The sequence below is a fragment of the Roseateles sp. P5_E8 genome, from assembly GCF_054177665.1.
In genome coordinates, this window is record NZ_JBGCUM010000016.1 from 75,034 (window position 1) to 101,425 (window position 26,392).

Here is a 26,392-nt window from a genome sequence, read left to right on the forward strand (position 1 = left end):
CACTCTGGGGCGTTGGCCCGGCCGGAAACCGTTGCGTGCAGCTTTGCGCATTCGGTGGCTGTCCTGATCTCTGCGCAGCCGCCGAGGCGCAATGACCGGCCGGGTTACCGGTGGCCAGCGCCYAGCCAGTCCTGCAGCCGTGCCAGCACGGCGGCATCGGTCTGCAGGCCGAGATGGCCAAGGCCGGCGAAGACGGCGGTGTCGGCGAAAGCCAGCCGGCGCGTGGCTTCGCGGTGCTGGCCCAGCGCGCTGGCCACCGGCACGAGGCCGTCGCCCAGCCAGCGGGCCGGCGGGCCGCTGGGCTTCTTGGCCGTGGTGGCGGCCACGGCGTAGCAGGCCACGCCGTCGGGCAACGCGATGCGGCTGGCCTTGCCTTCGTCGGCTTCGAGCAGGCTGCCGTGGCGCAGGTCGCGTATGCCCGCGCTGCGCCTGGCCGCCAGCGCCGCAAGCGGGCGCGAGTAGGCGCTGACGGCCAGCAACTGCTGCACCTGCTGGCCGCCGCGTTCCAGCGGCGCGCCGAGGTGGGGGCTGCCCAGCGTGACGAGGCGCTGCAGGCGTTTGGGCCACTTCTTTCCACGCGCTTGGGCGATGGCGCTGCGCGCGACGAGTCCGCCCATGCTGTGGCCCAGCAGCGTGATCGGCCCGGGCACGCTCTCGAGCAGCCTGGCCAGCTCGGCGCCGTTGCGCCAGATGGCGCGGCCGGTGTTGTAGCGCAGGCCCAGCGGCTGGTAGCCCAGGGCGGCCAGCGCCGCGGGGAAGTCGGCATCGTCGCGCCGCCATTGCGCCTCGTTCATGCAAAGGCCGTGCAGCAGGATCAGCGGTGCGCCTGTGGCGCCTTCCACGAGGGGGTGCAGGCTCATGGGCGTGGCGAGCGGGTTGGCGGTGGCTTCGAGGTAGTCGCCGAGCACGCCGTTCAACGCCGCCAGCGTGGCGTTGGCGCGGGCGGGTGCTGCCTGGCCAAGCAAAGGCGTCAGCGCTCCGAGGGCGAGGTCCAGCCCACCGCCCACAAGGCGCGTCACGCCGCGCACGCTGCGGTAGACGAGGCCGGTGATGCCACTCGTGCGGTCGCGTTGCGCGGTCAGCGGCAGCCGCGTGATCTCGGCGTGCATGGCCTCGACGAGGTCGGTGACGCCGGTGACGGCATCCGTCGCGAGGCGGCTGGTGCCGCGCAGGTGCTGGGCTTTGCTCATGGTGGGGATCATGCGCTGTCGTGTTGGTTTGCTTTTGCTGGGACTCGGTATGACTAGGTGCATGCCGGGAGTCAAACCAGCTCCCCGCAAAGCAACCCAACCCAACCCAAACACATCAACCCAGGATCAACTGCAACGACCCCTGCAACGCCCGAATCAAGGCCTCCAGCGCCTGCAGCAGCCGCTCGCTGCCCTGATGCATGCGCTGCACCGCGTCGCCCTGCTCCACGCGCAGCCCGCGCAGCAGCACCAGCCAGGCCTCGTCCACCGCCGCAAACGCCGGCTGCAGGGCCGGGCCGGCCAGGGGCGCGGCGCGGACTTGGTCGTAGGCCTTGATGAACTCGTCCAGGCCCGCCGCCAGACCGCTGGTGTCGTGCCCCGGGATGACCTGGGCCAGCAGGCCCTCCTTGGCCAGGCGCTGGCTCAGCAGGCGCAGCCGCGTGACCTGGGCCAGCAGGCCCACCGGGCGCTGGCCGGCGCGTTCGGACAGGCGCGCCACCAGGGTCTCGCTGCTGTCCAGCAGGCGCTGGGCGGCACGGTCGCTGCGGGTGAGGTCGGGCTGGCGGGTGCTCAGGGCCGCGTCGAGCTGGGCCCAGGCGCTGGAGACGGCCGCCAGTTCGTCGGCCAGGTCCGTGCGCAGCAGTTCGGACAGCCGCGCCAGGTTGGCGGCCACGCGCTCGGCCGAGGCGTCCAGCAAAGCCTGGCACTCGCGGCGCTCGGGCGGCGCCAGGCGCGGCCACTGGCGCAAGGCCTGCAGCTTGACCAGGCGCTGGCTCAACATGCGCTGCGCGCCGGCACGCTCCAGGGCCTCGGCCAACTCCGACGTGTGCACCACGCCGCGCGCCACCTCGGGCAGCTTGGCCTGGGTCTGCATGGCGGTGTTGCGCAGCAGCGCGAAGGCGGCGGCCTCGTCGATGCCGCGTGCCTGCATCAGCAGGCCCTTGGCGCGCTCCGTCCACTTGCGTTCGTCGAGCTTGGCCTGGGCGGCGCTGTCGCGGGCCAGCAGCTGTGCGGAAAGGCCCTGCGCCCACAGCAGGGCCTGGTCCAGCACGGCGGCGTCGGTGTCCAGGGGCAGCCACTGCAGCGCGCCACGCGCCAGCAGGGCCTGGCGTTCGGCGGCATCGGGTAAGGGCGAGAGCAGCACCACCGGCAGGCCGAAAGCCCGCTCGGAGTGCAGAAACTGCGCCAAGGCGGTGCGATCCGGGCACCAGAGCAGGCCAAGCGCCGCCTCATCGGCGAGCGGCGCAAGCTCTGAAACGGTGCGCGGCTGCCAGCCCAAGGCCAGCAGAGCGGCGGCCTGAGGGGGCTGCTGCGGGCAGCAGAGCAGGAGCGGCAGGGAGGGTGCGGGAGAGAGGGCGACGGTATCTGACATGGCTTCTGAACTCACGCCCCAAAACGGCGCAAGAAACAGGCCAGCCAGCTCGCCGTTGAGTGGGCATGAGGTTTGCAAGTATCGGGGCACGATGCTCGCAATGGTGCGAGCTCACTCCCGCCGTGATGTCCTTGCCGCCCAGGCACGCGACCGGTGGGTAGGCGTGGGCGCTCGGCCGCCAGACCGATAGAGTCCCCACGATGTCCGCCCTGCAAAACTTCAAACGCGCCGGCCACACGCCCACGCTGTTTGCCGCCTTTTTCTATTTCGCGTTCTCCTGCTGCATCTGGGTGCTCAACGGCGCGTTGGCGCCCTTCATCAGCGAGGCCTACAACCTGACGCCGGCCCAGAAGGGCCTGATGCTGTCGATCCCCATCATGGCCGGCGCGCTAATGCGCTTCCCGCTGGGCCTGCTGTCGCAGTACATCGGCCGCAAGAACGCGACGCTGGTGGAGATGGGCATGATCGCCGTGGCCATGCTCTACGGCTTCTTCATGGTGAAGAGCTACGACGACCTGCTGGCCATGGGCGTGCTGCTGGGCATTGCCGGCGCCAGCTTCGGCGTGGCGCTGTCGCTCGGCTCCGGCTGGTATCCGCCCAAGTACAAGGGCCTGGCCATGGGCCTGGTGGGCGCGGGCAATGTGGGCACGGCGGTGTCGGTACTGGTCGCGCCGCCGCTGGCCCAGGCCTATGGCTGGCAGACGGTCTATGCCTTTGCCGCTGCGGCCATCCTGCTGCCGATGTTGGTCATGATCGTCTTCGCCAAGGAGCCGCCCGACGTCGACGCTCACGCTTCCATGCGCCAGCACGTCGCCTGCCTGTTCGAGAAGGACGGCTGGGCCTTCAGCCTGATCTACGGCGTGACCTTCGGCGGCTTCATCGGCCTCATCACCTTTCTGCCCACCTACTACTACGACCAGTTCAGCGTCTCCAAGGTGCAGGCCGGCCAGTTGACGATGCTGGCGGCCTTCATGGGCGCGGCGGTGCGCGTGGTCGGCGGGGCCCTGTCGGACCGCTGGGGCGGCGTCAATGTGCTGACGCTGGTGCTGGTGGTGGTGGCCATCAGCCTGACCGGCGTGGGCATGGCCAGCGGCTCGCTGGTGCTGACGACGCTGCTGCTCATCGTCTGCTTCGCCGCCCTGGGCGCCGGCAATGGCGCCCTCTTCCAACTGGTACCGCTGCGCTGGCCGGCGGCCACGGCGGTCGCCGGTTCGATGATCGGCGAGATCGGCGCGCTGGGCGGCGGCCTGGTGCCCAACCTGATGGGCATGTCCAAGCAGCATGCCGGCACCTACCTCTGGGGCTTCGTCGTGTTCGCCGTGCTGTCCGTGCTGATGCTGGGCGTCATGCGCGTCATGCAGATCCGCTGGACGCGCACCTGGGCCGAGAAGGGTGGCCGCGCCCGCAGCGCCGCTGCCAACACCGCCGAGCCGGTGAACTACCAGCGCGTCTGAGCGGATACCCCGCTTCAGCGGGGCAAGAACACCAGCCAGGCAATCAACAGCAGATTCAGCAGCACCGAAACCCCCAGGGCGATCTGCCAGCCGCTGACCGCCTCGCGCGGTGCCTTGGGCGGCCGGGCCGAGGCGGGCTGGTCACGCGCCGCCAGCCTTTCCAGCGCGAGCAGCAATTCGTCGGCCGTCTCGAAACGCAGCCTGGCCTCGCGCGCCACGGCACGCATGACGAGACGATCGAGCGGCATGGGCACGCTGGGCTGAAGGCGGCTGACGCTGGCCGGCTCGCGCTTGTAGCGGGCGAGTTGGAAGGGCTCGATCTCGCCATAGGGCAGGCGGCCGGTCAGTGACTGGTAGAGCGTCACGCCCAGTGCGAACAGGTCCGAGCCGGCATCCGGCGGAGCCGGCGGGTCCTGCCACTGCTCGGGGTTGATGTAGCTTGGCGTGCCGGCGTGCAGCTCGCGCGCTGCGGCCGACGCGCGCGGGCTCAGCGCCACGCCGAGGTCGAGCACGCGCCACTGGCCGTCATCACCCAGATGCAGGTTGGCAGGCTTGATGTCGCGGTGCACGACGCCGGCCGCATGCAACAGGCTCAGAGAGCGCGCAACGGCGCCGCCCAGCGCCGTGGCCTGGCCAACGTCCAGCGGCCCCTTGGCAAGCAATTGCTCCAGCGTCAGGCCGCTGTGCCAGTCAAACACGGCATAGAAATGCGTCGCGCCGTCGGCCGGCGGGTGCACGCGCACGAAGCCGCTCTCGCCACCGCGCCTGCGGTGCCGAGGCGCCTCCGCCAGGCGCAGGCCCAGCCAGATCTCGTGGGCCAGCATGGCCCGCTCTTCGGGGTCGTCGGCGCGGCCGGGGCGCAGCATCTTCAGCGCGACCAGGCGGCCCGTGGCCAGCTCGCGCGCCTGCAGCAGGCGGTGCACGCCGTTGTCGGCCACCAGCGCCGTGACCTGGTAGCCGTCCAGCACGGCGCCCACGCCCAGCGGGCCGGGGCTGGGCAGCGTGCGGCCCAGGGCGGCAAGGTCGGCCAGGCCGGGGTCGGCCAGGTCCTTCACGTCCAGCACCAGGGCGGTGGCGTTGTCGTGACTGCCGGCGGCCAGGGCCGCTGAAGTCAGCGCGTCGGCCAGGGCCTGGGCGCCGGGCGTCGTGCGCAGCAGGTCGGCGATCTGGCGGCCACGCAAGGTGCCGTGCACGCCGTCGCTGGTCAGCAGCAGGCGATCACCCACCTTCAACTCGCCGGCGCTGTGGTCCAGGCGCAGCGCGTCGTCCAGGCCCAGCGCGCGCGTCAGGCCGGCGAAGTCGCGGCGCTCCATGCGGTGGTCCTGCGTCAACAGCAGGCATTCGCCGTCGCGCAGCAGCCAGGCGCGGCTGTCGCCCACATGGGCCAGTGCGTAGCGGCGGCCGCGCAGCGCCACGGCGGTCAGCGTCGTCAGCGCCTCGCGCGGCTGACCATCGGCGCCGGGGCGGCGGTTGTGCGAGGCCAGCCAGGCGTTCTGGTGGCCCAGCAGGCGGTCCAGCGCGACGCTGCAGTCCCACTCGGCCGGCACGGCATGGAAGTCACGCAGCAGGCTCATCACCGAGGTCTGCGCGGCCATCAAGCCTTCGCCACCCCCACTGACGCCATCCGCCAAGGCCGCCACCCAGCCACGCTCGGCCTCGTGCGCGGCGGGCGCCTGCACGCCCGCGAAGTCTTCATTGCGCGGGCGTTTGCCCTGCAGGCTGGACAGGCCGGTATCGAGTTCGAAGCGCATGCGCGTGAGTGGAGCACTGCGGAGCAGTCGCCCGCCGATGGTGCATTTTGAGGATGAGTGCACCCGCACCGGGATAGCAAGCGCTTCGGCGTGGGGCGCCGCTGGGCGTTTTGAACGCTGCGGCAGGTCTGGAGGCCAGCTTCATCGCTGGCACATGCCTTGCAAAGCAAAGGGCAGACCAGCTTTGCTGTATGGAGCCCGACATGAAGAAGATGAAGCTCGTGATGATCGGCAACGGCATGGCCGGCGTGCGCACGCTGGAAGAGCTGCTCAAGATCACGCCGGACCTCTACGACATCACCGTCTTCGGCGCCGAGCCCCACCCCAACTACAACCGCATCCTGCTCAGCCCCGTGCTGGCCGGCGAGCAGACCATCGACGAGATCATCCTGAATCCGCTGAGCTGGTATGCCGACCACGGCATCACGCTGCACTTGGGGCTGGCGGTCACCGAGATCGACCGCGTGCGCAGGCGCGTCACCGCCGCCGATGGCACGACGGCTGACTACGACCGCCTGCTCATCGCCACCGGCTCCAACCCCTTCGTGCTGCCGGTACCGGGCAAGGAGCTGGAAGGCGTCATCGCTTACCGCGACATTGCCGACACCAACGCGATGATCGACGCGGCCACTCAATACAAGCATGCCGTCGTCATCGGCGGCGGCCTGCTGGGCCTGGAAGCCGCCAACGGGCTGATGCTGCGCGGCATGCAGGTCACGGTGGTCCACCTTGTGGACACGCTGATGGAACGCCAGCTCGACACCATGGCCGGCGGCCTGCTGCGCGATTCCCTGGTGGAACGCGGTCTGAACTTCATGCTGGGCGCGCAGACGCAGCAACTGCTGGGCAACGAGGCCGGCCGGGTCCGCGCCATCCAGTTGAAGACCGCTGACGGCCAGAGCATCGAAGTGCCGGCCGACCTCGTCGTCATGGCGGCCGGCGTGCGCCCCAACACCGCGCTGGCCGAGAAGTCCGGCCTGCATTGCAGCCGCGGCATCGTCGTCACCGACACCATGCAGACGGTGACCGACCCGCGCGTCTACTCGGTGGGCGAATGCGCCGCGCATCGCGGCATTGCCTACGGCCTGGTGGCGCCGCTGTTCGAGCAGGGCAAGGTCTGCGCTACGCATCTGGCCCAGTTCGGCATTGGCCGCTACCTGGGCTCGCAGGTCAGCACCAAGCTCAAGGTGACGGGCATCGACCTGTTCTCGGCCGGCAACTTCGCCGGCGGCGCCGGCACCGAGGAGATCGTGCTCAGCGACCCCTTCACCGGCGTCTACAAGAAGCTGGTGATCCAGAACGACCAGCTCGTCGGCGCCTGCCTCTACGGCGACACGGTGGACGGCAGCTGGTACTTCAAGCTGGTGCGCGAGCGCAGCGACATCAGCGGCATCCGCGACCGGCTGATGTTCGGCGAACAGTACGCGAGCGAAGCCGCCAACGACACCGCCTGCGCCGCCGCCTGAGCCCCCCATGACCATGAACCGGCGTTCCACGCTGCTGGCCGGCCTGACCCTGATGGCCGCCCTGCCCCAGGCCCAGGCCCGCATCGCGCAACTGGGCGAGGCCATCGACAAGGCCGGCGCGCAACGCATGCTGAGCCAGCGCATGGGCAAGGCCTGGCTGGGCCAGCTGCAGCCCGAACTGGCGCCGCGCGCCCGCCAGGTGCTGGAGGACAGCGCCGAGCGCTTCGAGCGCCAGTTGAACGACTTGCTGGCCTTCTCGCCCTCGCCCGAGATCTCCGGCAGCTACAAGGCCTTGCGCAGCCGCTTTGGCGACTACCGCTCGCTGCTGCTGGCCGCACCGGTGCGCGGCCAGGTCGACGAGCTGCTGAAGCGCTCCAGCGAAGTGCTGAGCCTGGCCCACCTGGCCACCACGCAGCTGCAGGAGCGTTCCAGCGCGGCGGCGGCGCGGCTGGTCAACCTGTCGGGCCGGCAGCGCATGCTGTCGCAACGCCTGGCCCTGTACTTCCTGGCCCGCCAGCAGGGCGCGCGCGCCGATCTCGTCAAGCGCGAAACCGCCAAGGCCAGCGCGGAGTTCGAGCTGGCCATGCGCACGCTGAACACCGCCGGCGAAGCGACGCCGGCGATACGCGCCAACCTCGAGCTGGCCCAGGGCCAGTGGGTCTTCCTTCAGACCGCGCTGGGCAACGACAGCCAGAGCGCCCAGGCCGCCAACGACGTCTTCGTGGCCAGCGAGAACCTGCTGGTCGTCATGGAGACGGTCACCGGCCAGTTCGCCCGCCAGCTGGCGCAGGCCTGAGCACAAGAGCATGAACGAGACAAAGTCCACCTGTCCCTATTGCGGCGTCGGCTGCGGAGTCGTCATCGAGCACGACGGCGCGCAGATCACCGGCGTGCGCGGCGACCCCGACCACCCGGCCAACTTCGGCCGCCTGTGCACCAAGGGCACCAACCTGCACCTGACAGCCACGCCCGTCGTCATCCAGCACCAGCGCCTGCGCGAGCCCATGCGCCGGACCGAGCGCGGCGCGCAGCCCGAGGTCATCAGCTGGGAATCCGCCAACCGCGAGATCGCCGACAAGCTGCTGGCCATCCGCGCCGCGCACGGCCCCGAGTCCATCGGCGTCTACATCTCCGGCCAGTTGCTGACCGAGGATTACCACGCCTTCAACAAGCTGGCCCGCGCCGTCATCGGCACGCCCCACATCGACTCCAACTCGCGGCTGTGCATGAGCTCGGCCGTGGTGGGCTACAAGCAGTCGCTGGGCGCCGACGCGCCGCCCTGCAGCTACGAGGACATCGAGCTGGCCGACTGCATCCTGGTCAGCGGCGCCAACCCGGCCTGGGCCCATCCCATCCTGTTCCGCCGCCTGGAAGTGGCACGCGCTGCCAAGCCCGCTCACAAGCTGATCGTCATCGACCCGCGCCGCACCGAGACCGCCGAGCTGGCCGACCTGCATCTGCAGATCCTCCCCGGCACGGACGTGGCGCTGTGCCACGGCCTGCTGCACGCGGTCATCGCGCGCGGCTGGACGGCGGCGGACTTCATTGCCGCATCCACCGAAGGCTTCGACGAGCTGAAGGCGCTGGTGAGCGACTGGACACCCGCGCGCGCGGCAGAGGTCTGCGGCGTGACGGAGGCTGACATCTGGCAGGCCGCCGAATGGTTCGCCACCTCGCCGAGTTCGCTCAGCCTGTACTGCCAGGGCCTCAACCAGAGCAGCAGCGGCACGGCCAAGAACACGGCGCTGATCAACCTGCATCTGGCCACCGGCCAGATTGGCAAGCCCGGCGCCGGCCCCTTCTCGCTGACGGGCCAACCCAACGCCATGGGCGGCCGCGAGAGCGGCGGTATGGCGACGCTGCTGCCCGGCCACCGCGACCCGGGCAAGGCCGAGGACTGGGCCGAGATCGAGGCGCTGTGGCATGTGCCTGGCCTGCCCGGCAAACGCGGCCACACGGCGGTGGAGATGTTCGAGGCCGCCGCGCGCGGCGAGATCAAGGCGCTGTGGATTGCCTGCACCAACCCCGCCCAGTCCATGCCCGACCAGGCCACCGTGCGCCAGGCGCTGGAGCGCTGCGAGCTGGTCATCCTGCAGGAGGCCTTTGCCCACACGGCCACGGCCCGCTATGCCGACTACCTGCTGCCCGCCGCCACCTGGGGCGAGAAGGAAGGCACCGTCACCAACAGCGAACGCCGCATCAGCCGCGTGCGCGCGGCCGTGCCGGCGGCGGCCGAGTCCCGCGCCGACTGGCGCATCGCTCGCGACATCGCCGCGCTCATCGACGCCGGCCTGGCGCGCCCGCCCCGCATCACTGCCCAGACCGCCGAAGACCTCTGGCTGGAACACCGCAGCGCGACGCGCGGCCGCGACCTCGACATCACCGGCCTCAACTGGGCGACGCTGGACAGCGACGGCCCGCAGCAATGGCCCTTCGTCACCGGCCCGACGGCGCGCCTCTACACCGACGGCCGCTTCGCCACCGCCGACGGCCGCGCCCGCTTCATCGCCAAGCCCTATCAAGCCACCGCCGAGGCCGCCACGCCGGCCCGCCCTTTCGCGCTGACCACCGGCCGCATGCGCGACCAGTGGCACGGCATGAGCCGCACCGGCAGCGTGCCGCGCCTGTTCGCTCACGAGGGCCGGCCGCTGGTGCGCATCAACCCCGGTGACGCCGCCAGCCACCAGTTGGCCGAGGGCGCGCTGGTCCATGTGCGCTCCAGCCGCGGCGAGGTCGTGCTGCCGCTCAAGTTCGACGAAAACGTTGCCCTGGCCGGCGCCGACATCGCCATGCACTGGGGCGACGAGTTCATTGGCGCGCAGCTGGGCGTCAACGCGGTCACGCAGGGCGCCTTCTGCCCCGACTCCAAGCAGCCCGAGCTGAAGTTCAGCGCCGTCGCCATCGAGCCGGCCCACCTGCCCTGGCGCCTCAGCGCCTGCGCCTGGGTGCCCGCCGAGGACGGCCAGCGCCTGCGCGAGCAGCTGCGCGCGCTGATGCCGCGCTTCGGCTATGCACATTGCCTGCCCGAACCGGGCAAGGGGACTCAGGTCGGCTGGGCCTTCGAGGCCGCCTGCGCCGATACGCCGTCGCCCGAGCTGGTCGAGGAACTCGCCGCCGTGCTGGGCCTGAGCGGCCCCGCGGTGCTGCGCTATGCCGATGCGCGGCGCGGCCGGCTGCGCCTGCTCAGGCTCGATGGCGATGACCTGCAGGCCGCGCCGCTGCAGGCCTTGCTGCGCGTCGGCCAGCACGACGAAGGCGCCTGGCTCGTCGACCTCTGGCGCGAGCGCACGGCCGCCGCCACGGTGGGCCGCTGGCTGCTCTCGCCCGGCGCCCCGCCCAGCAACCCCGGTGCCGCGCCCAGCCCGCAGATCTGCAACTGCTTCGACGTGCGCGAGGACGTCATCCGCATCACGCTGACCCGCTGCAGCGGCACACCGGCCGAACGCCTGGCGCAGCTGCAGGGCGAAAAGCGCTGCGGCACGCAATGCGGCTCCTGCCTGCCGACGCTGCGGCGCCTGGTGAACACAACGCCTGAAGAGGTTCCCGCATGAACTCACGCACCGTCTCGTTGGTGGGCGCAGGCCCGGGCGATCCCGAACTGCTGACCGTCCGCGCGTTGAAGCGCATCGAAGCGGCCGATGTCGTCCTCGCCGACGACCTCATCGACCCGCGTGTGCTGGCCTTGGTGAAGGGCCGCCTCTTGCGCGTCGGCAAGCGCGGCGGCTGCATCAGCACCGACCAGCACTTCATCCACGCGCTGATGATCCGCGAGGCCCGCGCCGGCCACCGCGTGGTGCGCCTCAAGGGCGGCGACCCCTTCGTCTTCGGCCGCGGCGGCGAGGAGGTCGACGCGCTGCGGGCAGCGGGCATCGATGTCGAAGTGGTGTCAGGTCTGACCAGCGGCATCGCCGGCCCAGCCGCCGTCGGCATCCCGGTGACAGACCGGCGCGCCTCGCCCGGCGTCATCCTGGTCACCGGCCACCCGGGCGAGGGCCGCGCCGAGCCCGACTGGGCCGCGCTGGCCCGCACCGGCCTCACGCTGGTCATCTACATGGGCGTGGCCCGCGCGGCCGACATCACGGCCCAGCTGCTCGCCGCCGGCCTGAAGCCCGACCTGCCGGCAGCCATCGTCAGCGCCGCCCACACAGCCCAGCAGCGCCATGCCGTGACGACGCTGGCCGGCCTGCCCGACTGCATTGCCCGCGAGGGGCTGAAGAGCCCGGCGCTGCTCGTCATCGGCGAAGTCGCCGCCCACGCGGCGGCTGCCGACATCGAACAGCTCGTCAGCTCAGCTTGAACGAGGACACCAGGCCCGCCAGCCGCACCGCCTGCTCCTTCAGCGACTGAGCGGCCGCGGCGGACTCCTCCACCAGCGCGGCGTTCTGCTGCGTCATCTGGTCCAACTCGGTCACCGTGCCGTTGACCTGGGCGATGCCCTGGCTTTGCTCGATGGCGGCGGCGCTGATCTCGCCAATGATGTCGGTCACGCGCTGCACCGAGCCGACGATGTCGGTCATCGTCGTGCCGGCGTCGTTGACGAGCTGGGTGCCGGCCTCAACGCGCTCGACGCTGGCGCCGATCAGGCCCTTGATCTCGCGTGCCGCTTCGGCCGAGCGCTGGGCTAGCAAGCGCACCTCGCCGGCCACGACGGCGAAGCCGCGGCCCTGTTCACCCGCACGCGCCGCTTCCACGGCCGCGTTCAGCGCCAGGATATTGGTCTGGAAGGCGATGCCGTCGATGGTGCCGATGATGTCGGCGATCTTCTTGCTGGCGGTGTTGATCTCGCCCATGGTGCTGACCACGCGCGACACCACCTCGCCGCCACGCCCAGCCGTCGTGGCAGCCGCACCGGCAAGCTGCTTGGCCGTCATCGCGGAGTCGGCGCTCTGGCCCACAGTGCCGGTCAGCTCGGTCATGGCGCTGGAGGCCTGCTGCAGGTTGGAGGCCGTCTGCTCGGTGCGCTGCGACAGGTCCATGTTGCCGCTGGCCACCTCGCTGGACGCGACCTGGATGCTCTCGGCCGACTCGCGCACCTGGCCGACGATCTCGGACAGCGACTTCTGCATCGCGGCGAGCGCCATCATCATCTCGGCGGATTCATCGGTGCCACGGGCTTCGGGCGCGCGCGACAGGTCGCCATCGGCCATGCGTTCGGCAAAACGCTTGGCCGCGACCAGCGGGCCGATGATGGAGCGCGAGATCAGCACGGCCAGCACACCACCGATGACGATGCAGACGACAAAAGCCGCCAGCAGGCCCACAAACAGGCCGCTGACCAGGTTGTCGACCTTGGCGAAGACATCGTCGCCACGCGTCTTCAGGTCACCCTCGATGTTGTTCAGCATCGCCAGCGCCGGGTCGTAGGCCGCGTCAGCCGCCTTCATGTCTTCGAGGGCGGCCTGGGCATCGGCATAGCCATCGGCGGCGAGCTTGTCGGCCGCCGGCCCGACGGTCTTGCGGTAGTCGACCATCAGCGCACGGAACTTGATGAGGGCCGTCTTGCCCTTCTCCTCGGTGGAGATCCTGCCGAAGTCGTCCATGGCCTTGTCCAGGCCCGCCTGGGCGGTGTCCCACTCCTTGCGGGCGCGGGTGATGCCGTCCTTGTTGAAGATGGAGGCGACCATCGTTGACGTCGCCGTCTTGCTCTCCAGCAGGCGGCTGCGCGCGGCGACCGTGATGTTGGACGCCGGGATGAGCTTCTGCGTGATGCCCTGGATGGCCTTCTGCGACACGTTCAAGCCGAAGCCGCCCACGGCCACCAGCAGCGCCGTCATGGCCAGGATGATGCCGAAGGCCAGCCAGAGCCGGGCCTGAATGCGTAGACGACGCAGCATGGGAGTTCTCCGGGCGGACGAGGTTGAGCGGGGGTGACCTTTGATTGAAGCAGAAACCCCCAGCGGAGCGCGAAAACCTGCTGGTAGGCTCGCGGCATCGTTCACGGCACGGCCCACCATGAGCTTTCTGGCCATCGACATCGGCAACACCCGGCTCAAATGGGCCACCTATCCGGAAGGCGCCGCGCCCGGCAGCGCACCACTGCAGCACGGCGCCGTGTTCCTGGAGAACATCGACCGCCTGGCCGACGAAGACTGGCAAGCCCTGGCCCCGCCGACGCGCGTGCTGGGCAGCAATGTCGCCGGCGATGCCGTGCGCCGCCGCGTCGAGGAGCAGATGGAGCACTGGGACCTGACGCCGCGCTGGGTCGTGCCCTCCACCGAGGCGGCCGGCATCCGCAACGGCTACGACCATCCCACCCGCCTGGGCGCCGACCGCTGGGTGGCCGTCATCGGCGCGCACGCGCATGCGCTGCAGCGCGGCTTCGATGGCCCGGTGCTGACCGTCATGGTCGGCACCGCGGTGACGGTGGACGCCCTCTCCGCCGACGGCCAGTTCCTCGGCGGCCTCATCCTGCCTGGCCACGGCATCATGCTGCGCGCGCTGGAAGGCGGCACCGCCGGCCTGCGCGTGCCCACCGGCGAGGTGCGCGACTTCCCCACCAACACCAGCGATGCGCTCACCACCGGCGGCACCTTTGCCATCACCGGCGCCATCGAGCACATGCACCGCCTGCTCCAGCAACGCGAAGGCCGCGAGCCACTGCTGCTGATGACCGGCGGCGCCGGCTGGAAGGTGGCACCGGCGCTGGATGCACCGCATGAGCTCATCGAAGGCCTGATCTTCGACGGGCTGCTGGCGGTGGCTGCGGCGCAGGCTCCTAGCCGACGTTGAGCAGCGCCGCCAGGCTGCCGCGCTGCAACTCGAGCCGCAGCAGTCGGTCGGCCAGCGCCACCTCCCACACGCGTTCGCCGACCGCTGCGTCAACGTCGGCGGGGTCGCAGGCGCGGCCTTCGCCGAAGACGCTCAGCACCAGCGCCTCGTCCAGCCGCTTGAACTGGCCGTTGCGGCGATAGCCGCGCACCAGCGCAAAGCCCACCGGGCCCTCCGGGTCCAAACCGAGCCCGAGGTCGCCGCGCGGCGACAGGTCGGTGATGCGCAGGCCATAGAGGCTGACCCGGCGGTCCAGAGAAAGCATCTCCGTCATCGTCACGCCGCTGGCGCCGGATGGGTCTTGTGGGGTCAGTGTTGCCATGGTCGTTGCCTCCTTGTCACGGCCTTTGTATTACCGCGCCGCCACATTCGGGCCAGCGCGATGACCTAAGCTATGCGGACCGAAATCGCGCGTCATCTGCACCGCAGATGACGCGCAGCTGCCCGCACAGTGGCAGGCCACCGAACAAGAGCTTTGAGGAGCCATCGGGTGACACAGGCGAGGGTGTTCCAGCAGTTCGAGATCCGGCCAGAAGCGCGCCAGTTGCTCGTCGGCAGCCGGTCGGTCAGCATCGGCGCGCGTGCCTTCGATGTGCTGCTGGCGCTCACGGAACGCGCCGAGCGCGTGGTCAGCAAGGCCGAACTGCTGGATCTGGCCTGGCCCGGCGTGGTGGTGGAAGAAAACAACCTGACGGTGCAGATCTCCACGCTGCGCCGCCTGCTGGGCCACGAGGCCATCGTCACCGTCACCGGCCGCGGCTATCGGCTGAAAGCCACGCCGGTGGACGCCCCAGCGCCCGCGGAACCCACGCCGGCCGACGGTGACGCCCCCGTCATCCGCCTGCAGCGCCGGCTGGCGGTCATCGTGCAGGCCGAGGTGGTGGGCTGGTCGCGCCTGGTGGCGCGCGATCCGACCCGCGCCGCGACCACCTGGAAGCGCATCCGCGTCGACCTGATCGAGCGCAGCCTGCCGCAGTTCGGCGGCCGCGCCATCGAGCTCACTGCCGAGCGGCTGCAGCTGGAGTTCGGCAGCGCCGTGGAAGCCGTGGCCTGGGCGGTGGAACTGCAGGAGCTGCTGGCCGAGCGTCGCCAAGTCGGCGACCCGGCAGAGAACACGGCGTTTCACTTGCGCATCGGCATTGCAGTGGATGACGTGATCGTTGACGACGGCAAACTGGTGGGTGACGGCGTCAACGTGGCGTCCGACCTGCAACTCAGCGCCGTGCACGACGAGATCCTCACCACCCAGAAGGTCTGCGACTTTGTCGCCGAGAAGATCGCGGTCAGCTTCGAACCGCTGGGCCAGCGCGTGATGCAGAAGTCGCAACGCCCGCTGCATGTGCTGCGGGTGATGGCCGGCGCGCGACGCCACGCCGTGACCGCGTTGCGCCCGGTCGGCGTGCGCCTGGCTTCGCTGGCAGTGCTGCCCTTCGCCACCGAGGGGCCGACCGCTGATGCCTACTTCGGCGAGGGTGTCACCGAGGAGATCATCGCCACGCTGTCGCTGAACCGGGCGCTGTTCGTCATCGCCCACGGCTCCACGCTGCGCTATCGCGGCCACGACCTAAACCCCGCCGCCGTGGCTGCGGAGCTGGGGGTGCGCTACCTGGTGACGGGCCGCGTGCGGCGGTCCGGCTCGCACGTTCGCATCCACGTCAGCCTGATCCATGCCGCCGACCAGCGGGTCATCTGGCAGCAGCCCTTCGACGGCGTCGTCGAAGACCTGTTTGCCTTCCAGACCGAGATCGCCGCGAAGGTGGCCGCCGCTGCAGCGCCGCAGGTGCAGGACGAAGAAGTGGCCCAGGCCCGCCATCGCCCCACGGCCAGCTACGACGCCTACGACTGCGTGCTGCGCGCACTGGGCGGCATGGTGAAACCGGGCACGCTGGAATTCGACACCGCAGGCGAGATGCTGCTGCGCGCCGTCGCGCTGGACCCCGGCTACGCGCAGGCGCACGCCCACCTGGCCTGGTGGTACAGCCTGCGCCAGTTCGAGGGTCTCTCCGGTCCCGATGGCGAGGAAGGCCGATTGGCGCTGGAGCATGCACTGCAGGCAACCCGGCTGGACGCCCGCGACGCCTGGGTGCTGTCGGTGGCCGGCTACATGCTGTCGCTGCAGAAGAAGCACCAGGAGGCGCTGGACCTGTTCGAACAGGCCCTGGCGCTGAACCCCAGCTGCGCAGCAGCCTGGGCACGCAGCGCGGCCACGCTGTTCTACATCGGCCGCGCCGAAGAGGCCCTGGAGCGCTTGGACCGCGCCATGCGACTGAGCCCCTTCGACCAGCACATGTTCTGGCACCTCACCATCTGCGGCGGCGCCAGTTTCGTGGCACGTCGCTACGACGAATCCGCCGGCTGGCTCGGCAAGGCACTGCGAATGAATCCGGGCTTCAACGGCGCACGGCGGCTGCAGATTGGGGCGCTGGTCCGGACGGGCGAGCTCGCCGAAGCCCGCGCACTCGCGGAGCAGCTCCTCATCGATTGCCCGGACTTCTCGGTCGAGGCGTTCGGGCGCAGATCACCGATACAGCGCCCGCAACTCGACGACCTGCTGTCGGCCCTGCGCCAGGCCGGCCTGCCTGAATGACAGTCACCGTGACTTGAAACCCAGAAGGAGGACCACATGGTTTGGAATGCCCAGAACAGCTTCTTTTCGCCGAACGTGGGTGCCTACGGCGCGCACAACGTGGGTGCTGGCAGCTCATACAACGTGGGTGCCCATGGTTCGCACAACGTAGGCGCCCACGGCTCACACAACGTCGGGGCCCATGGCTCGCACAACGTGGGCGCCCACGGCTCACATAACGTGGGGGCCCACGGTTCGCACAACGTGGCATCGAACGTGTGGGCGAGTGGCGCCGCGGCCGCAGTGCCGGTGGTCGTGGCCTCTCACAACACCGGCGCGGGAAGCGCCAGCGGCACCGGCTTTCTGGGCGGCTATGGCGCGGTGGCGCGTTTCGAGTACGCCACGCCGGCCGGGCTGGCGCCGCTGCCCTGGGTGATGGACTTCACGGAGGGCGATGGCTGGCCGTCGTTCCCTTACGCGGTACGCATCAACCCCTACCCCGTCACGCCCAACACCGACGGCACGCTCAAGAAGGTCATGGAATGGCAACCGAGTGACTGGGACCCTGGCCTGCGCTTCTGGTCGCTGGACTTCGACCCCCAGCTCACCGAGTGGCTGCAAGACCTGAACCTCGCCGCGCCTTCGGTGATGGCCGCGCGCGAGTTCGCGCGTCACCACAAGGACTGGCTGGCCCGGGAGGATGCGGTCGCCGGCACGGACCCCGGGCCTTCCGACATCCAGCGGGCGTTCGAAGGAACTAAAGACCTGCTCACGTGGCGCGCCCGCGATGACGACGATGCGACTACGCGCGCCGCCGCGTCCACCGTGGTCAGCCGGGAGCTCAACGAGATGGTCGACCTGATGCGCGACGACCGCATGCGCTACCTGGAAGAACTGGCCGCGCAGTCAGGCGCCATCGTGCCCTACTTCGTGCACCTGATGGGCATCAATCCGGCCACCAAGCCCTGGACGATGGAGTTGATGAACTGCGCCAGTGCCATCGGCAACCTGGTGAAGATGCAATACAAGTCCCACTACAAGCGCGTTCGCGCTTCCACCCTGTGTCCGGGGCTGACCCCGCCCTGGGGGCCGCCGCAGCATCCCTCCTTCCCCAGCGGGCATGCGACGGTGGGCCACCTGACGGCGCTGCTGCTGCTATCCGTGCCGGGCATCGCCCAGCGCTTCGGTGTCTTCGATCCCGAGAAGAGGGGAGCGAAAGCGGCGAAGGGAACGGAGCTGGACACCATCGGCAGGCAGCCCGCGCTGCAAGACTTCTTCGACCTGGCCTATGGCATGGACCAACACTCACCGCTGCTCTGGATGGCCTGGCGCATCGCGAGGGGCCGCGAGCGCCTGGGTGTGCACTACGCCAGCGACAGCGCCGCTGGCCGCCGCCTGGCGGCCCTGGTCTGGCACGCGTGCACCCGCCCAGCTCCCAAGAAGGGTGACGTCGACCCGATACCGGCCATCAGGGTGCCGTCCCTGCAAACGGTGCTGACCAAGGCGCGGGCTGAATGGCCTGAGCTGTAGCGCCTGACGACACGACAAACGGGCCAGCGCATGGCCCGTTTGTCGTTGCGGCCTGGCTGCCGCTAGAGCCGGGCCAGCGCCAGGTTGTTGTCGTGTGCAACGAGCTCCAGCAGATCGCCGCGGGACTTCGGCGGTGACACACCGCTCGCCAGGTTGGAGGGGTCGGCCGGCGCGTCGGCGCTGACGAGCACCCACAGCGCGGTCAGGGCCTCAGCCTCGGGCGGCAGTGGAACCTGGAAGGCCGTGACGCCGCCCTCGCCGGCAGGGATAGGCTGCGCCGAGTCCGGCACGTCGATGGCATCCCACGCCAGCTGGCCTGCCGCGCCAACTGCCGACAGCCACCAGACCCGCACGCGGGTGTCGGAAGCCGTCTGGCTGCCACGGTTGGCCACCTGCACGGTGAGCTGTCCACCACTGCGCCTGAGCCAGTCGCCATGCGCATGCCAGGGTTGATCGTCACCCAGACGAAGCGGCACCGGGGCATAGCCGCCATCGCCAGGAAGGCCCTCGTCGCGGCGCCTGCGGTCGGCAATGTAGACGTCCACTCGTGGCGCCAGGCCTTGCTTCTCGGTCATGACCCGCGGGTTGTCGGTGGCGTACAGGCCTTGCTGCTCGAATGCCCACCGGATGACCTTGTGCACGCGGCCGCCCTTGCGCTGCACATCGCGAGACCCGCGGTTGTAGGGCCAGGTCGCTTCGAACGCCCAGGCGTCGGTGCCCAGGTCGGCCTCGATCAGAGCGCTGACGAACTGGTCGGGCGTGCGTGCCGGCGCCAGCGTGTCGGGCCCCAGCAGCGAGATGCCGCGCATGATGAGGTAGATGCAGTAGTCCGAGGCCGAGAGGCGGACCCTTTCGTCTTCGTCCTCGCGCCGGCCGCCGGCGGCGCGCGTATCACCGCCCAGGCTGCGGTACAGGCGGAACAGCGACGAGGACATGATCTGCTCGCCGAAGTAGGTGTGGTGGTAACGGTCCAACGAGGCGGAGAAGTCCAGGCGCACGAGGTTGCGGCAGCCGCACCAGCCGTAGCCGCCCATCGCCGAGCGGCCGTGGCTGCGGCCGGGGACTTCGATCCAGGGGTAGGTGGCGTGGCGGATCTCGGCGTCGGGTTTTTCCCAGCTAGCCAGATGGGAGATGGGATCGCTCGCGATGGCGGCCAGCGCGTCGCCAGCGCTGTGCGCGAACGGGAACTCCAGTTCACCGGTGCTGGCGAAGTTCAGCACATGGCCGAACTCGTGCCAGGCCCAGCGCGGGTCGCTGGCGACGCTGAGGTACTGGGCCTTAAAGCGCGTGTCTTTCACCAGCCGCAGCTTGTGGCGGTGCACGGGGTCGGCCGAGCCGTAGTTCACCAGCAGCTGCAGCGTGTCGCTCGGCCTCTGTCTGGCGGTCTTGCCGGCGGCAGGGGCGTCATTGAAGGGGCGCACTTCGGCGATGGGGAGTTCGCCATCCGGCGCCCAGCGCATCGCCGGGCGTGCACGGTGTACCAGCGGCAGACGTGCAAACCGGAAGTAGGCTGGGGGGCGCAGGCCATAGGCCAGCATGCGCCCGAAGAACTCGGCGGCACGAAGGTGAGCGTCGACCGAGGCCTGCTCGTCGGACCTGGCCGGCGGGGACAGGGCGTCATAACCCTCGGCGTCGGCGGCAGCCACCGTCACCACGCCGCGGCGATTGGCGGCCACGGTGCGGCCACCCAGCCGGCGCGTGCTGCGCTCGCTGGCAGCCCGCGTCTCAAAGAATTCCACGCCTGTATCGCTGTACTTCAGCGTGTGGCCTCCCACCAGTTCGGCGCTGACCGGGTCCCTGAACTTGCGGAGCGCTTCGTCGCTCAATGTGGAGCGGCGCCCGGCCAGCGTATTTGGCAAGTCGGACGGGTCGTCGGACTGGCCCGACGAGGGCCTGTCGTTGGACGCCGCATCCTGCACGAAGCAGTTCAGCGTGGCAGTCGCACCGGCACCGATGTACACGTCGCGATGAACCCGCACCAGCCGCACCTTGTTGCCAGTCTCGACGGCAAGCTCCACGCGAAAGTCGTAGGTACGCGCCCGGACGGCGGCGCGCTCCGGATCTTTCTCCGTGGCCTTGGGCCAGCGCAGCGCGTAGCCGACGGCGATCAGATGGCCGGGCGGCGTGTCGGGCTGGCAGACGTTCTCAAGGTTGTTGATCCAGACCTGCTCTTCGCAATCCAGCGCCTTGCCGACCACGGCACGCACGCTGTCGACCAAGCCAAAGATGTCGCCGGGCTGGGCTGGAATGACCTCCAGCGCGCGCCTGCTGGAGAGCCCCGCCAGCGTGACACCGTGGATGCGCACTTCGCCGTCATGCAGGTGCAACACGATGCGCAGCCCCATGTCGCTGCCGAACTGGAGCTGGTACTCGGTGTCCACCGAGCCGGCCAGCAGCACCAGCAGGCTCGGCCCGGCCCGCACGCCGTTCTCATCGACCCGATCGGCCATGAACGAGCCGAGCGGCCGGCGACCGGCGCCGGCCCCGGGCCAGGTCACCGGCAGCCACCCGAAGCAGCGCCCGCTGGGATCGCGCGGCTTGGTCAGGGCCTCACGGATATCGTCACGGATCCACTGCGGGTCCAGCACGGCGGCCGGCTCCTGCCGCAACACCTCCCACAGCGCGTCCAGATACGCCAGGCCGATATGTCGGCACTGCGCGTCAAACGTCAGCGCGGAATCGGTACCCCGGACGACATAAGGCACCCCCGGGTGACGCACCATGCCGATCACGTCCTCCTGCGTGAACGAGTCGACGATGGTTTCGACGTGGAAGGCTTCTTTCGGCGGCGTACCGGCCGCACCCGCCCAACTGGCCTGAAAACTCATGGCACTCCCCTGGTTTCACTTAGCAACGTTTAGAACCACCTTAGCAACCGTCAAAGGATTATTTAGGCGCTGCCTCCGAGACTGCATGCACAACTCGTAGGAGAACTGCATGTTTGACTCGATCACCCGAAGCGACGGCGCCACGCCTTCCATGGCCAGCTTCCGGCCGAGCCGCCCCGCGCTGGCGGCCGGGGCTCGCTACGACATGGATACGGCCGGGCTGGACACGTCGCAGTTCGCCGAGATCCTGGAGGAGCTGGACACCGGCGTCATCGTCTGCAGCGAGACCGGCCGCTTGGCACTGGCCAACAACGTGGCCCGGCGCGAACTGCTGGGCGGGCGGCCGCTGGCCGTCGACGACACCGGCCTGCTCTACCTCGCCGAGGACGCGCAGTCGGCGCTGCGGCAGTGGCAGGCCGCGCTGCGTGCTGCGGCACTGACCCGGCACCGCCAGATGCTGGCGCTGAGCGACGGGTCTCAGCGGCTGATGGTCTCGGTGATGCCGCTCGGACATCAGGCCCGCTGGGCGCTGGTGATGTTGGGCCGCCGCCAGCCGGCGCCGGACCTGGCGGTGGAGATGCTGGGCAGCCTCTATGCGCTGACCAGCGCCGAGCAGCGCGTGCTTGTTGGCCTGCTGGCCGGGCAGCGCGTGGAGGCGATCGCCTGCGAACGCGGCGTTGCGATCGCGACGCTGCGCTCCCAAGTGGGCTCGCTGCGCGAGAAGCTCGGCGCCGGCCGGCTGGAAGACCTGGTTCGCCTGGCCGCCGGCTTGCCGCCCATGAGCAGCGTGTTGCGCAGCCCGCCCTTGTGGATGGGTGCCGCGCCGCCCGACGCCGGCCAGGCGCGGGTCGCATGACGAGCGCCCGACGGCCCAACCACGATGCACGCGCCTCAGGGGGTTACATGCTGCAAACCGTTCATTCCGACAAGCCTGATCGCCCGGGCCAGCCACACCTGGTGCTCGGCGCCCTGCCGCAGCCGCTGCTGGTGCTGCTGCCCGACCGACGTCTGCTGTTCGCCAATGCCAGCGCCGAGCAGGTGCTGGCCGAGGGCCTGGGGCAGTCGCGCTCGGGTCATCTGATGAGCGTGGGCCAGCTCGACGCGTCGCGCCTGGGCGAACTGCTGGCCCTGGCCTCGGCGGGGTCGTCGTCGCGCACGGCGCTGTGGTTCACGCCCAGTCTGGCCACCGGCTGGCTGCATGCGGCGCCGCTGGCGCCGGCCATTGCCCAGGCGTCGGACTGGCCCACACCGAGCGTGCTGCTGGCCGTGCACCTGGATCAACCGGCCCTGACCCAGGCCGCCCGCATCGACGCGCTCACGCGCCAGTGCCGCCTCAGCCAGGCCGAGCGCCATGTGCTGCTGCTGCTGGCGGACGGTGAAGCCGTGGACGCGACCTCGCGCCACCTGGGCCTGTGCGTCAGCACCGTGCGCAGCCATGTACGCAACCTGCTGGGCAAGACGCAGGCGCCCAACCTGATGCAGCTGCTGCGTTGGACGGGCAGCGCTGCTGCCCTCCCCCACTAGAGAATGAAGCGGCTCAGATCCTCGTTGGCCGCCAGCGCGGCCAGCTTGGCGTCCACCGCGGCGCCGTCCAGCACCAGCGTCTGACCCGAGCGGTTGGGCGCGTCGAAGCTGATCTCGTCGAGCAGCCGCTCCATCACCGTGGCCAGGCGGCGCGCGCCGATGTTCTCGGTGCGCTCATTGACCTCGAATGCGATCTCCGCGAGCCGGCGGATGGCGTCGGGCTGCAGGTCCAGCGTGACGCCTTCGGTTGCGAGCAGCGCCTGGTACTGCTTGACGAGGCTGGCATGCGTGCTCGTCAGGATGGCCTCGAAGTCGGCCACCGACAGCGAGTCCAGCTCGACGCGGATGGGCAGGCGGCCTTGCAGCTCGGGAATCAGGTCGCTGGGCTTCGCGAGGTGGAAGGCGCCGCTGGCGATGAAGAGGATGTGGTCGGTCTTCACGAGGCCGTACTTCGTCGTCACCGTCGTGCCCTCGACCAGCGGCAGCAGGTCGCGCTGCACGCCCTGGCGCGACACCTCGGCGCCGCCGTGCTCGTTGCGCGAGGCCACCTTGTCGATTTCGTCGATGAAGACGATGCCCATCTCCTGCGCGTTGTGCAGCGCCGTCGCACGGGTTTCGTCCTCGTTGACGAGCTTGGCGGCTTCTTCGTCCACCAGCAGCTTCATCGCCTCGGCGATCTTGAGCTTGCGCGTCTTCTTCTGGTTGCCGCCGAACTGGCTGAACATGCCCTTGAGCTGCTCCGCCATGTCCTCCATGCCGGGCTGGTTGCCGAAGGGCGTCAGCACCTCCAGGCTGGCCTTGGGCGCGGCGAGGTCGAGTTCGATGTCCTTGTCGTCGAGCTGGCCTTCGCGCAGGCGCTTGCGCATGGTCTGGCGCGTGGCGTTGTCGGCTTCCACGCCGGGCAGCAGCACGTCCAGGATGCGGTCTTCGGCGGCGTCCTCGGCGCGGGCCTGGCAGCGGCGCATGCCCACTTCGCGCTCCTGCTTGACGGCCACCTCGACGAGGTCGCGGATGATGGAATCCACGTCCTTGCCGACATAGCCCACCTCGGTGAACTTGGTCGCCTCCACCTTGATGAAGGGCGCACCCGCCAGCTTGGCCAGGCGCCGCGCGATCTCGGTCTTGCCGACGCCGGTCGGGCCGATCATCAGGATGTTCTTGGGCGTGATCTCGCCGCGCAACTTCTCGTCGACCTGCTGGCGGCGCCAGCGGTTGCGCATGGCAATGGCCACGGCGCGCTTGGCGGCGTGCTGGCCGACGATGTGGCGGTCCAGTTCGGAAACGATCTCTTGAGGCGTCATGGAACTCATTCCAGAACCTCCAAGGTGTGGTTCTGGTTGGTGTAGATGCAGATCTCGCCGGCAATCTCCAGCGACTTCTTGACGATGTCCGCCGCACCCAGTTCCGTGTGCGCCAGCAGCGCCTTGGCCGCAGCTTGCGCGTAGGCGCCGCCCGAGCCGATGGCGACGATGCCCTGCTCGGGCTCCAGCACGTCGCCGTTGCCGGTAATGATGAGGGAGGCCGTGCGGTCGGCCACAGCCAGCATGGCTTCGAGCCGGCGCAGCACGCGGTCGGTGCGCCAGTCGCGCGTAAGCTCGACGGCGGCGCGCACGAGGTGGCCCTGGTGCTTCTCCAGCTTGGCTTCGAAGCGCTCGAAGAGCGTGAAGGCATCGGCAGTGGCGCCGGCGAAACCGGCCAGTACCTGGTCACGGTAGAGCTTGCGCACCTTGCGCGCGCTGGCCTTGACGATGGTGTTGCCCAGCGTCACCTGGCCGTCGCCGCCGATGGCGACCTGCCAGCCGGCGGGCGTCTGGCGGCGCACCGAGATGATGGTGGTGCCGTGATAGACGGAGGAGGAGGAATCAGAGGACATAGAGGCTCCAGATAGGGCCAGGGAGGGCTTGCACAACCCCTGTGGGTCGCGGCGAGGTCTTTGCCGGATGCTGGGCAAGGCGCGGACCGCAGTCCAGGCTGGTGCCTGGGCCAGGTTCGCAACGCCGACCAGCGCCGGCAAAGCCACGCCCCGAAGGGTTTGTGACATAACCGGCCCGCGCGGGTGTTGCGCCGCTCGCTGGGGCGACAGCCCCAGCTTCGCAGCACGCCTACTCGCGGGCCGGTTCTGTCGCAAACGCGACCCGCAGGGGCTGCGCATGCCCTCCCTAGCCGCAGTGCAAGATCAGTTGATTCTGACCTTCACCTTCGCGTGCTCGTTGATGCCCATGGCGCCGAAGAACAGCGCGACGAGGCGGTGGGCGTCGTTGAAGACCACCATGCGGTTCTCGCTGCGGCGCTGCAACACCCAGTTCAGCAGGTCACCGGCGGCCATGAAGTCCAGGCGGATCAGCTTGGTGCAGGAGATGTTGATGAGGCTGGCTTCGCCGACCTCACCACCCATGGTTCGCAAGGTGTCGGAAATATCGCCGCTGAGTTGCCCCCTCAGCTCGACCTGGACCGTCGCGCTGGCGGGGTCGAGCAGGCCGGTGTCGAGGAAGCTCGAATGCGCCTCGCTCTGCATGGTGCTGTTGGCCGGGCTGTTGGTCGACGTGCCTTCGCTGCCGATGCGCACGCGGCACTTGGCGCGCTCCCAGGACGGCGGCGAGACCTCGTAGGTCACGCAGTAGTCGATGGCGGCTTCGTCGAACTGGTCCGGCCGGTTGGCCAAGCGCAGCGCTTCCAGGCGCAGCATCCACAACGCGGGGTCGGTGTCGCGCTCGCCGACGGGGGCCAGTTCCTTGAGCTGGTTCAGGAAGTGGTCGCCACCGGCCCAGCGCTGGTCGACCTGCTGCTGGGCCCATTGGCGCAGCAATTGGCGCAGTTGGATGGCCGCCTCGATCTCGACCTCGTCCAGCGCGCCCCAGTCGAACACCCAGGGCATGGGCAGGGTTTCAGAGCGCTTCTGCAGCACCGACACGTCTTCGGCCCTCAGCGTGGACGGCGCCGTCCAGCTGATCTGACCGGCCTTGGCCATGGGCGAGCGGTTGGCCTGGCGGGCCGATTCGGCCACCAGCCTGGGCATGGAGAACCACTGCGGCGCCGACAGCCCGAATTGCTGGGCGTACTCGACGGCCAGCACCTCGAACTTGCCCTGGGCGCCGGTGGCGCGGTAGTGGTCGAACAGCACCAGCCAGGTCTCGCCATGCAGGTTGCGGCTGCCGCCCGGGCGCACGAGTTCGGTCAGCGAACGCTCGCTGTGCTCGTAGTCGGCGTTGGCGAAGGCAATGACGGCTTCGTCCAGCTCGGGGTCGTGCACGACCTCCTGCACCTCGACGGGCGCGCCGGACTCGGCCAGCGTAAAGGACAGCGACATGTCCAACGGCGGCAGGTCCGGCAGACGGCTGGCCGGCGAGTCGGACAGCGGCGGGATGGCCGCCCCCATGGTGACGGCCGCCGGCGGCGTCGGCGCCGACAGGCGCTGCACTTCCTTGGGCGTCGAGAACTCGCTGACTCGGCCGCCCGACGGGTCCATCGGCGCCGGCGCGGTGCTCGTGGAGGCAAAGGCGACGGGCCGTGTGCTGGTCTCGAAGAAACCGGGCTGCTGCTTGGGCACGGCCTGCGTCGTCGCAAAGCTTTCGCCCACCATCTGCTGCTCGATCTCGTCGATCTTGGCCTTCACGCCCAGGTCGATCTTGGAGCTGGGCTCGCTGATGCGCTCGTCATCGCCGAGCTTGGACTGCGACGCGGCCAGAGCAGCCAGTTGCTCGGGCGTCAGCCCCTCGCGGCGGATGCGGCGCAGCATGTCGAGTTCGCGCTTGCGCACGAAGTCGTTGCGGCGCTTGCGCTCCACCATCGCGCGCAGTTCGGCCTTGGCGAGGTCGCCCTCGGGGTCGTCCTGCCGCGAATTGATCTCGGCCCAGTCCGTCGTCGGATTGGCGACGAAGCGCGCAACCTTGCGGAAGAAACTGTCGCCTTCCTTGGGGTCTGCGGGCTTGGACTCGGTCATGGC

The 26,392-nt window shown here is 69.7% G+C and carries 18 protein-coding genes and 1 pseudogene; 10 read left to right on the forward strand and 9 right to left on the reverse strand.

The window, feature by feature from the left end; translation table 11 throughout:
• Window positions 1–104: 104 nt before the first annotated feature.
• Together ACXRVZ_RS12020 and ACXRVZ_RS12025 are read right to left on the reverse strand one after the other, a co-directional pair.
• A complete protein-coding gene (locus tag ACXRVZ_RS12020; protein WP_457420625.1) occupies window positions 105–1,190 on the reverse strand; it encodes an alpha/beta fold hydrolase in 1,086 nt (361 codons plus the stop codon).
• Between the two features lie 115 nt (window positions 1,191–1,305).
• Window positions 1,306–2,562, reverse strand: a complete 1,257-nt coding sequence (locus ACXRVZ_RS12025; RefSeq protein ID WP_457420627.1) for an ANTAR domain-containing response regulator — start codon at window positions 2,560–2,562, stop codon at window positions 1,306–1,308.
• A gap of 200 nt (window positions 2,563–2,762) precedes the next feature.
• Between ACXRVZ_RS12025 and ACXRVZ_RS12030 the strand changes: the two genes are divergently transcribed.
• Complete coding sequence (locus tag ACXRVZ_RS12030; protein WP_457420629.1) at window positions 2,763–4,016, forward strand: MFS transporter; 1,254 nt, start codon at window positions 2,763–2,765, stop codon at window positions 4,014–4,016.
• 14 nt (window positions 4,017–4,030) lie between these two features.
• Here the strand turns inward: ACXRVZ_RS12030 and ACXRVZ_RS12035 are convergent, their stop codons facing one another.
• Window positions 4,031–5,767: a bifunctional protein-serine/threonine kinase/phosphatase gene (locus ACXRVZ_RS12035; RefSeq protein WP_457420631.1), complete on the reverse strand. Its 1,737-nt coding sequence runs from the start codon at window positions 5,765–5,767 to the stop codon at window positions 4,031–4,033.
• A gap of 203 nt (window positions 5,768–5,970) precedes the next feature.
• Here ACXRVZ_RS12035 and ACXRVZ_RS12040 point away from each other — a divergent pair.
• The 4 genes and pseudogenes from ACXRVZ_RS12040 to cobA all read left to right on the forward strand — a co-directional run.
• Window positions 5,971–7,230 (forward strand): annotated as a pseudogene (locus tag ACXRVZ_RS12040) (NAD(P)/FAD-dependent oxidoreductase); the annotation flags it as partial.
• A 16-nt stretch (window positions 7,231–7,246) separates the two neighbouring features.
• Complete coding sequence (locus tag ACXRVZ_RS12045; RefSeq protein WP_458232436.1) at window positions 7,247–8,029, forward strand: type IV pili methyl-accepting chemotaxis transducer N-terminal domain-containing protein; 783 nt, start codon at window positions 7,247–7,249, stop codon at window positions 8,027–8,029.
• A gap of 10 nt (window positions 8,030–8,039) precedes the next feature.
• The gene (locus ACXRVZ_RS12050) at window positions 8,040–10,784 is read left to right on the forward strand and encodes a nitrate reductase (protein ID WP_457420635.1); all 2,745 of its coding nucleotides are present in this window, start codon (window positions 8,040–8,042) and stop codon (window positions 10,782–10,784) included.
• On the forward strand, window positions 10,781–11,530 hold the full coding sequence (gene cobA / locus ACXRVZ_RS12055) for a uroporphyrinogen-III C-methyltransferase (RefSeq protein ID WP_457420637.1): 750 nt from the start codon (window positions 10,781–10,783) through the stop codon (window positions 11,528–11,530). Before ACXRVZ_RS12050 ends, cobA begins: the two co-directional genes overlap by 4 nt.
• On the opposite strand, the gene ACXRVZ_RS12060 is transcribed toward cobA, so the two are convergent.
• On the reverse strand, window positions 11,517–13,067 hold the full coding sequence (locus tag ACXRVZ_RS12060) for a methyl-accepting chemotaxis protein (protein WP_457420639.1): 1,551 nt from the start codon (window positions 13,065–13,067) through the stop codon (window positions 11,517–11,519). The genes cobA and ACXRVZ_RS12060 overlap by 14 nt on opposite strands.
• Before the next feature lie 118 nt (window positions 13,068–13,185).
• Here ACXRVZ_RS12060 and ACXRVZ_RS12065 point away from each other — a divergent pair, with 118 nt between their 5' ends.
• On the forward strand, window positions 13,186–13,962 hold the full coding sequence (locus tag ACXRVZ_RS12065) for a type III pantothenate kinase (protein ID WP_457420641.1): 777 nt from the start codon (window positions 13,186–13,188) through the stop codon (window positions 13,960–13,962).
• Here the strand turns inward: ACXRVZ_RS12065 and ACXRVZ_RS12070 are convergent.
• Window positions 13,949–14,323 (reverse strand): hypothetical protein, encoded by a 375-nt coding sequence (locus ACXRVZ_RS12070; RefSeq protein WP_457420643.1) that lies wholly within the window; start codon window positions 14,321–14,323, stop codon window positions 13,949–13,951. The two genes, ACXRVZ_RS12065 and ACXRVZ_RS12070, sit on opposite strands and share 14 nt — an antisense overlap.
• Before the next feature lie 168 nt (window positions 14,324–14,491).
• Between ACXRVZ_RS12070 and ACXRVZ_RS12075 the strand changes: the two genes are divergently transcribed.
• Together ACXRVZ_RS12075 and ACXRVZ_RS12080 are read left to right on the forward strand one after the other, a co-directional pair.
• A complete protein-coding gene (locus ACXRVZ_RS12075; protein WP_457420645.1) occupies window positions 14,492–16,588 on the forward strand; it encodes a winged helix-turn-helix domain-containing protein in 2,097 nt (698 codons plus the stop codon).
• 36 nt (window positions 16,589–16,624) lie between these two features.
• Window positions 16,625–18,097, forward strand: coding sequence for a hypothetical protein (locus ACXRVZ_RS12080; RefSeq protein ID WP_457420647.1), 1,473 nt, complete (start codon window positions 16,625–16,627; stop codon window positions 18,095–18,097).
• 62 nt (window positions 18,098–18,159) lie between these two features.
• Here the strand turns inward: ACXRVZ_RS12080 and ACXRVZ_RS12085 are convergent, their stop codons facing one another.
• The gene (locus ACXRVZ_RS12085) at window positions 18,160–20,925 is read right to left on the reverse strand and encodes a hypothetical protein (RefSeq protein WP_457420649.1); all 2,766 of its coding nucleotides are present in this window, start codon (window positions 20,923–20,925) and stop codon (window positions 18,160–18,162) included.
• A 109-nt stretch (window positions 20,926–21,034) separates the two neighbouring features.
• Here ACXRVZ_RS12085 and ACXRVZ_RS12090 point away from each other — a divergent pair, with 109 nt between their 5' ends.
• Both ACXRVZ_RS12090 and ACXRVZ_RS12095 read left to right on the forward strand, forming a co-directional pair.
• Window positions 21,035–21,781 (forward strand): helix-turn-helix transcriptional regulator, encoded by a 747-nt coding sequence (locus tag ACXRVZ_RS12090; protein WP_457420651.1) that lies wholly within the window; start codon window positions 21,035–21,037, stop codon window positions 21,779–21,781.
• A gap of 47 nt (window positions 21,782–21,828) precedes the next feature.
• Window positions 21,829–22,449 carry a helix-turn-helix transcriptional regulator gene (locus tag ACXRVZ_RS12095; RefSeq protein ID WP_457420653.1) on the forward strand — a complete coding sequence of 207 codons (621 nt, stop codon included), beginning with the start codon at window positions 21,829–21,831 and terminating at the stop codon, window positions 22,447–22,449.
• On the opposite strand, the gene hslU is transcribed toward ACXRVZ_RS12095, so the two are convergent.
• The 3 genes from hslU to ACXRVZ_RS12110 all read right to left on the reverse strand — a co-directional run bounded on the left by hslU (window position 22,446) and on the right by ACXRVZ_RS12110 (window position 26,389).
• Window positions 22,446–23,759 carry an ATP-dependent protease ATPase subunit HslU gene (gene hslU, locus ACXRVZ_RS12100; protein WP_457420655.1) on the reverse strand — a complete coding sequence of 438 codons (1,314 nt, stop codon included), beginning with the start codon at window positions 23,757–23,759 and terminating at the stop codon, window positions 22,446–22,448. The two genes, ACXRVZ_RS12095 and hslU, sit on opposite strands and share 4 nt — an antisense overlap.
• The gene (gene hslV, locus ACXRVZ_RS12105) at window positions 23,756–24,322 is read right to left on the reverse strand and encodes an ATP-dependent protease subunit HslV (protein WP_457420657.1); all 567 of its coding nucleotides are present in this window, start codon (window positions 24,320–24,322) and stop codon (window positions 23,756–23,758) included. Before hslV ends, hslU begins: the two co-directional genes overlap by 4 nt.
• A 303-nt stretch (window positions 24,323–24,625) precedes the next feature.
• The gene (locus ACXRVZ_RS12110; RefSeq protein WP_457420659.1) at window positions 24,626–26,389 is read right to left on the reverse strand and encodes a hypothetical protein; all 1,764 of its coding nucleotides are present in this window, start codon (window positions 26,387–26,389) and stop codon (window positions 24,626–24,628) included.
• Window positions 26,390–26,392: the final 3 nt, after the last annotated feature.

Excerpts from the sequence above, each read along its gene's own strand:
- ACXRVZ_RS12065 (WP_457420641.1), top strand. The coding sequence starts at position 13,186 with ATGAGCTTTCTGGCCATCGACATCGGCAACACCCGGCTCAAATGGGCC.
- cobA (WP_457420637.1), top strand. The coding sequence starts at position 10,781 with ATGAACTCACGCACCGTCTCGTTGGTGGGCGCAGGCCCGGGCGATCCC.
- ACXRVZ_RS12070 (WP_457420643.1), bottom strand. The coding sequence starts at position 14,323 with ATGGCAACACTGACCCCACAAGACCCATCCGGCGCCAGCGGCGTGACG.
- ACXRVZ_RS12090 (WP_457420651.1), top strand. The coding sequence starts at position 21,035 with ATGTTTGACTCGATCACCCGAAGCGACGGCGCCACGCCTTCCATGGCC.
- ACXRVZ_RS12050 (WP_457420635.1), top strand. The coding sequence starts at position 8,040 with ATGAACGAGACAAAGTCCACCTGTCCCTATTGCGGCGTCGGCTGCGGA.
- ACXRVZ_RS12110 (WP_457420659.1), bottom strand. The coding sequence starts at position 26,389 with ATGACCGAGTCCAAGCCCGCAGACCCCAAGGAAGGCGACAGTTTCTTC.
- ACXRVZ_RS12045 (WP_458232436.1), top strand. The coding sequence starts at position 7,247 with ATGAACCGGCGTTCCACGCTGCTGGCCGGCCTGACCCTGATGGCCGCC.
- ACXRVZ_RS12030 (WP_457420629.1), top strand. The coding sequence starts at position 2,763 with ATGTCCGCCCTGCAAAACTTCAAACGCGCCGGCCACACGCCCACGCTG.
- ACXRVZ_RS12035 (WP_457420631.1), bottom strand. The coding sequence starts at position 5,767 with ATGCGCTTCGAACTCGATACCGGCCTGTCCAGCCTGCAGGGCAAACGC.
- hslV (WP_457420657.1), bottom strand. The coding sequence starts at position 24,322 with ATGTCCTCTGATTCCTCCTCCTCCGTCTATCACGGCACCACCATCATC.
- ACXRVZ_RS12085 (WP_457420649.1), bottom strand. The coding sequence starts at position 20,925 with ATGAGTTTTCAGGCCAGTTGGGCGGGTGCGGCCGGTACGCCGCCGAAA.
- hslU (WP_457420655.1), bottom strand. The coding sequence starts at position 23,759 with ATGAGTTCCATGACGCCTCAAGAGATCGTTTCCGAACTGGACCGCCAC.
- ACXRVZ_RS12080 (WP_457420647.1), top strand. The coding sequence starts at position 16,625 with ATGGTTTGGAATGCCCAGAACAGCTTCTTTTCGCCGAACGTGGGTGCC.
- ACXRVZ_RS12095 (WP_457420653.1), top strand. The coding sequence starts at position 21,829 with ATGCTGCAAACCGTTCATTCCGACAAGCCTGATCGCCCGGGCCAGCCA.
- ACXRVZ_RS12060 (WP_457420639.1), bottom strand. The coding sequence starts at position 13,067 with ATGCTGCGTCGTCTACGCATTCAGGCCCGGCTCTGGCTGGCCTTCGGC.
- ACXRVZ_RS12025 (WP_457420627.1), bottom strand. The coding sequence starts at position 2,562 with ATGTCAGATACCGTCGCCCTCTCTCCCGCACCCTCCCTGCCGCTCCTG.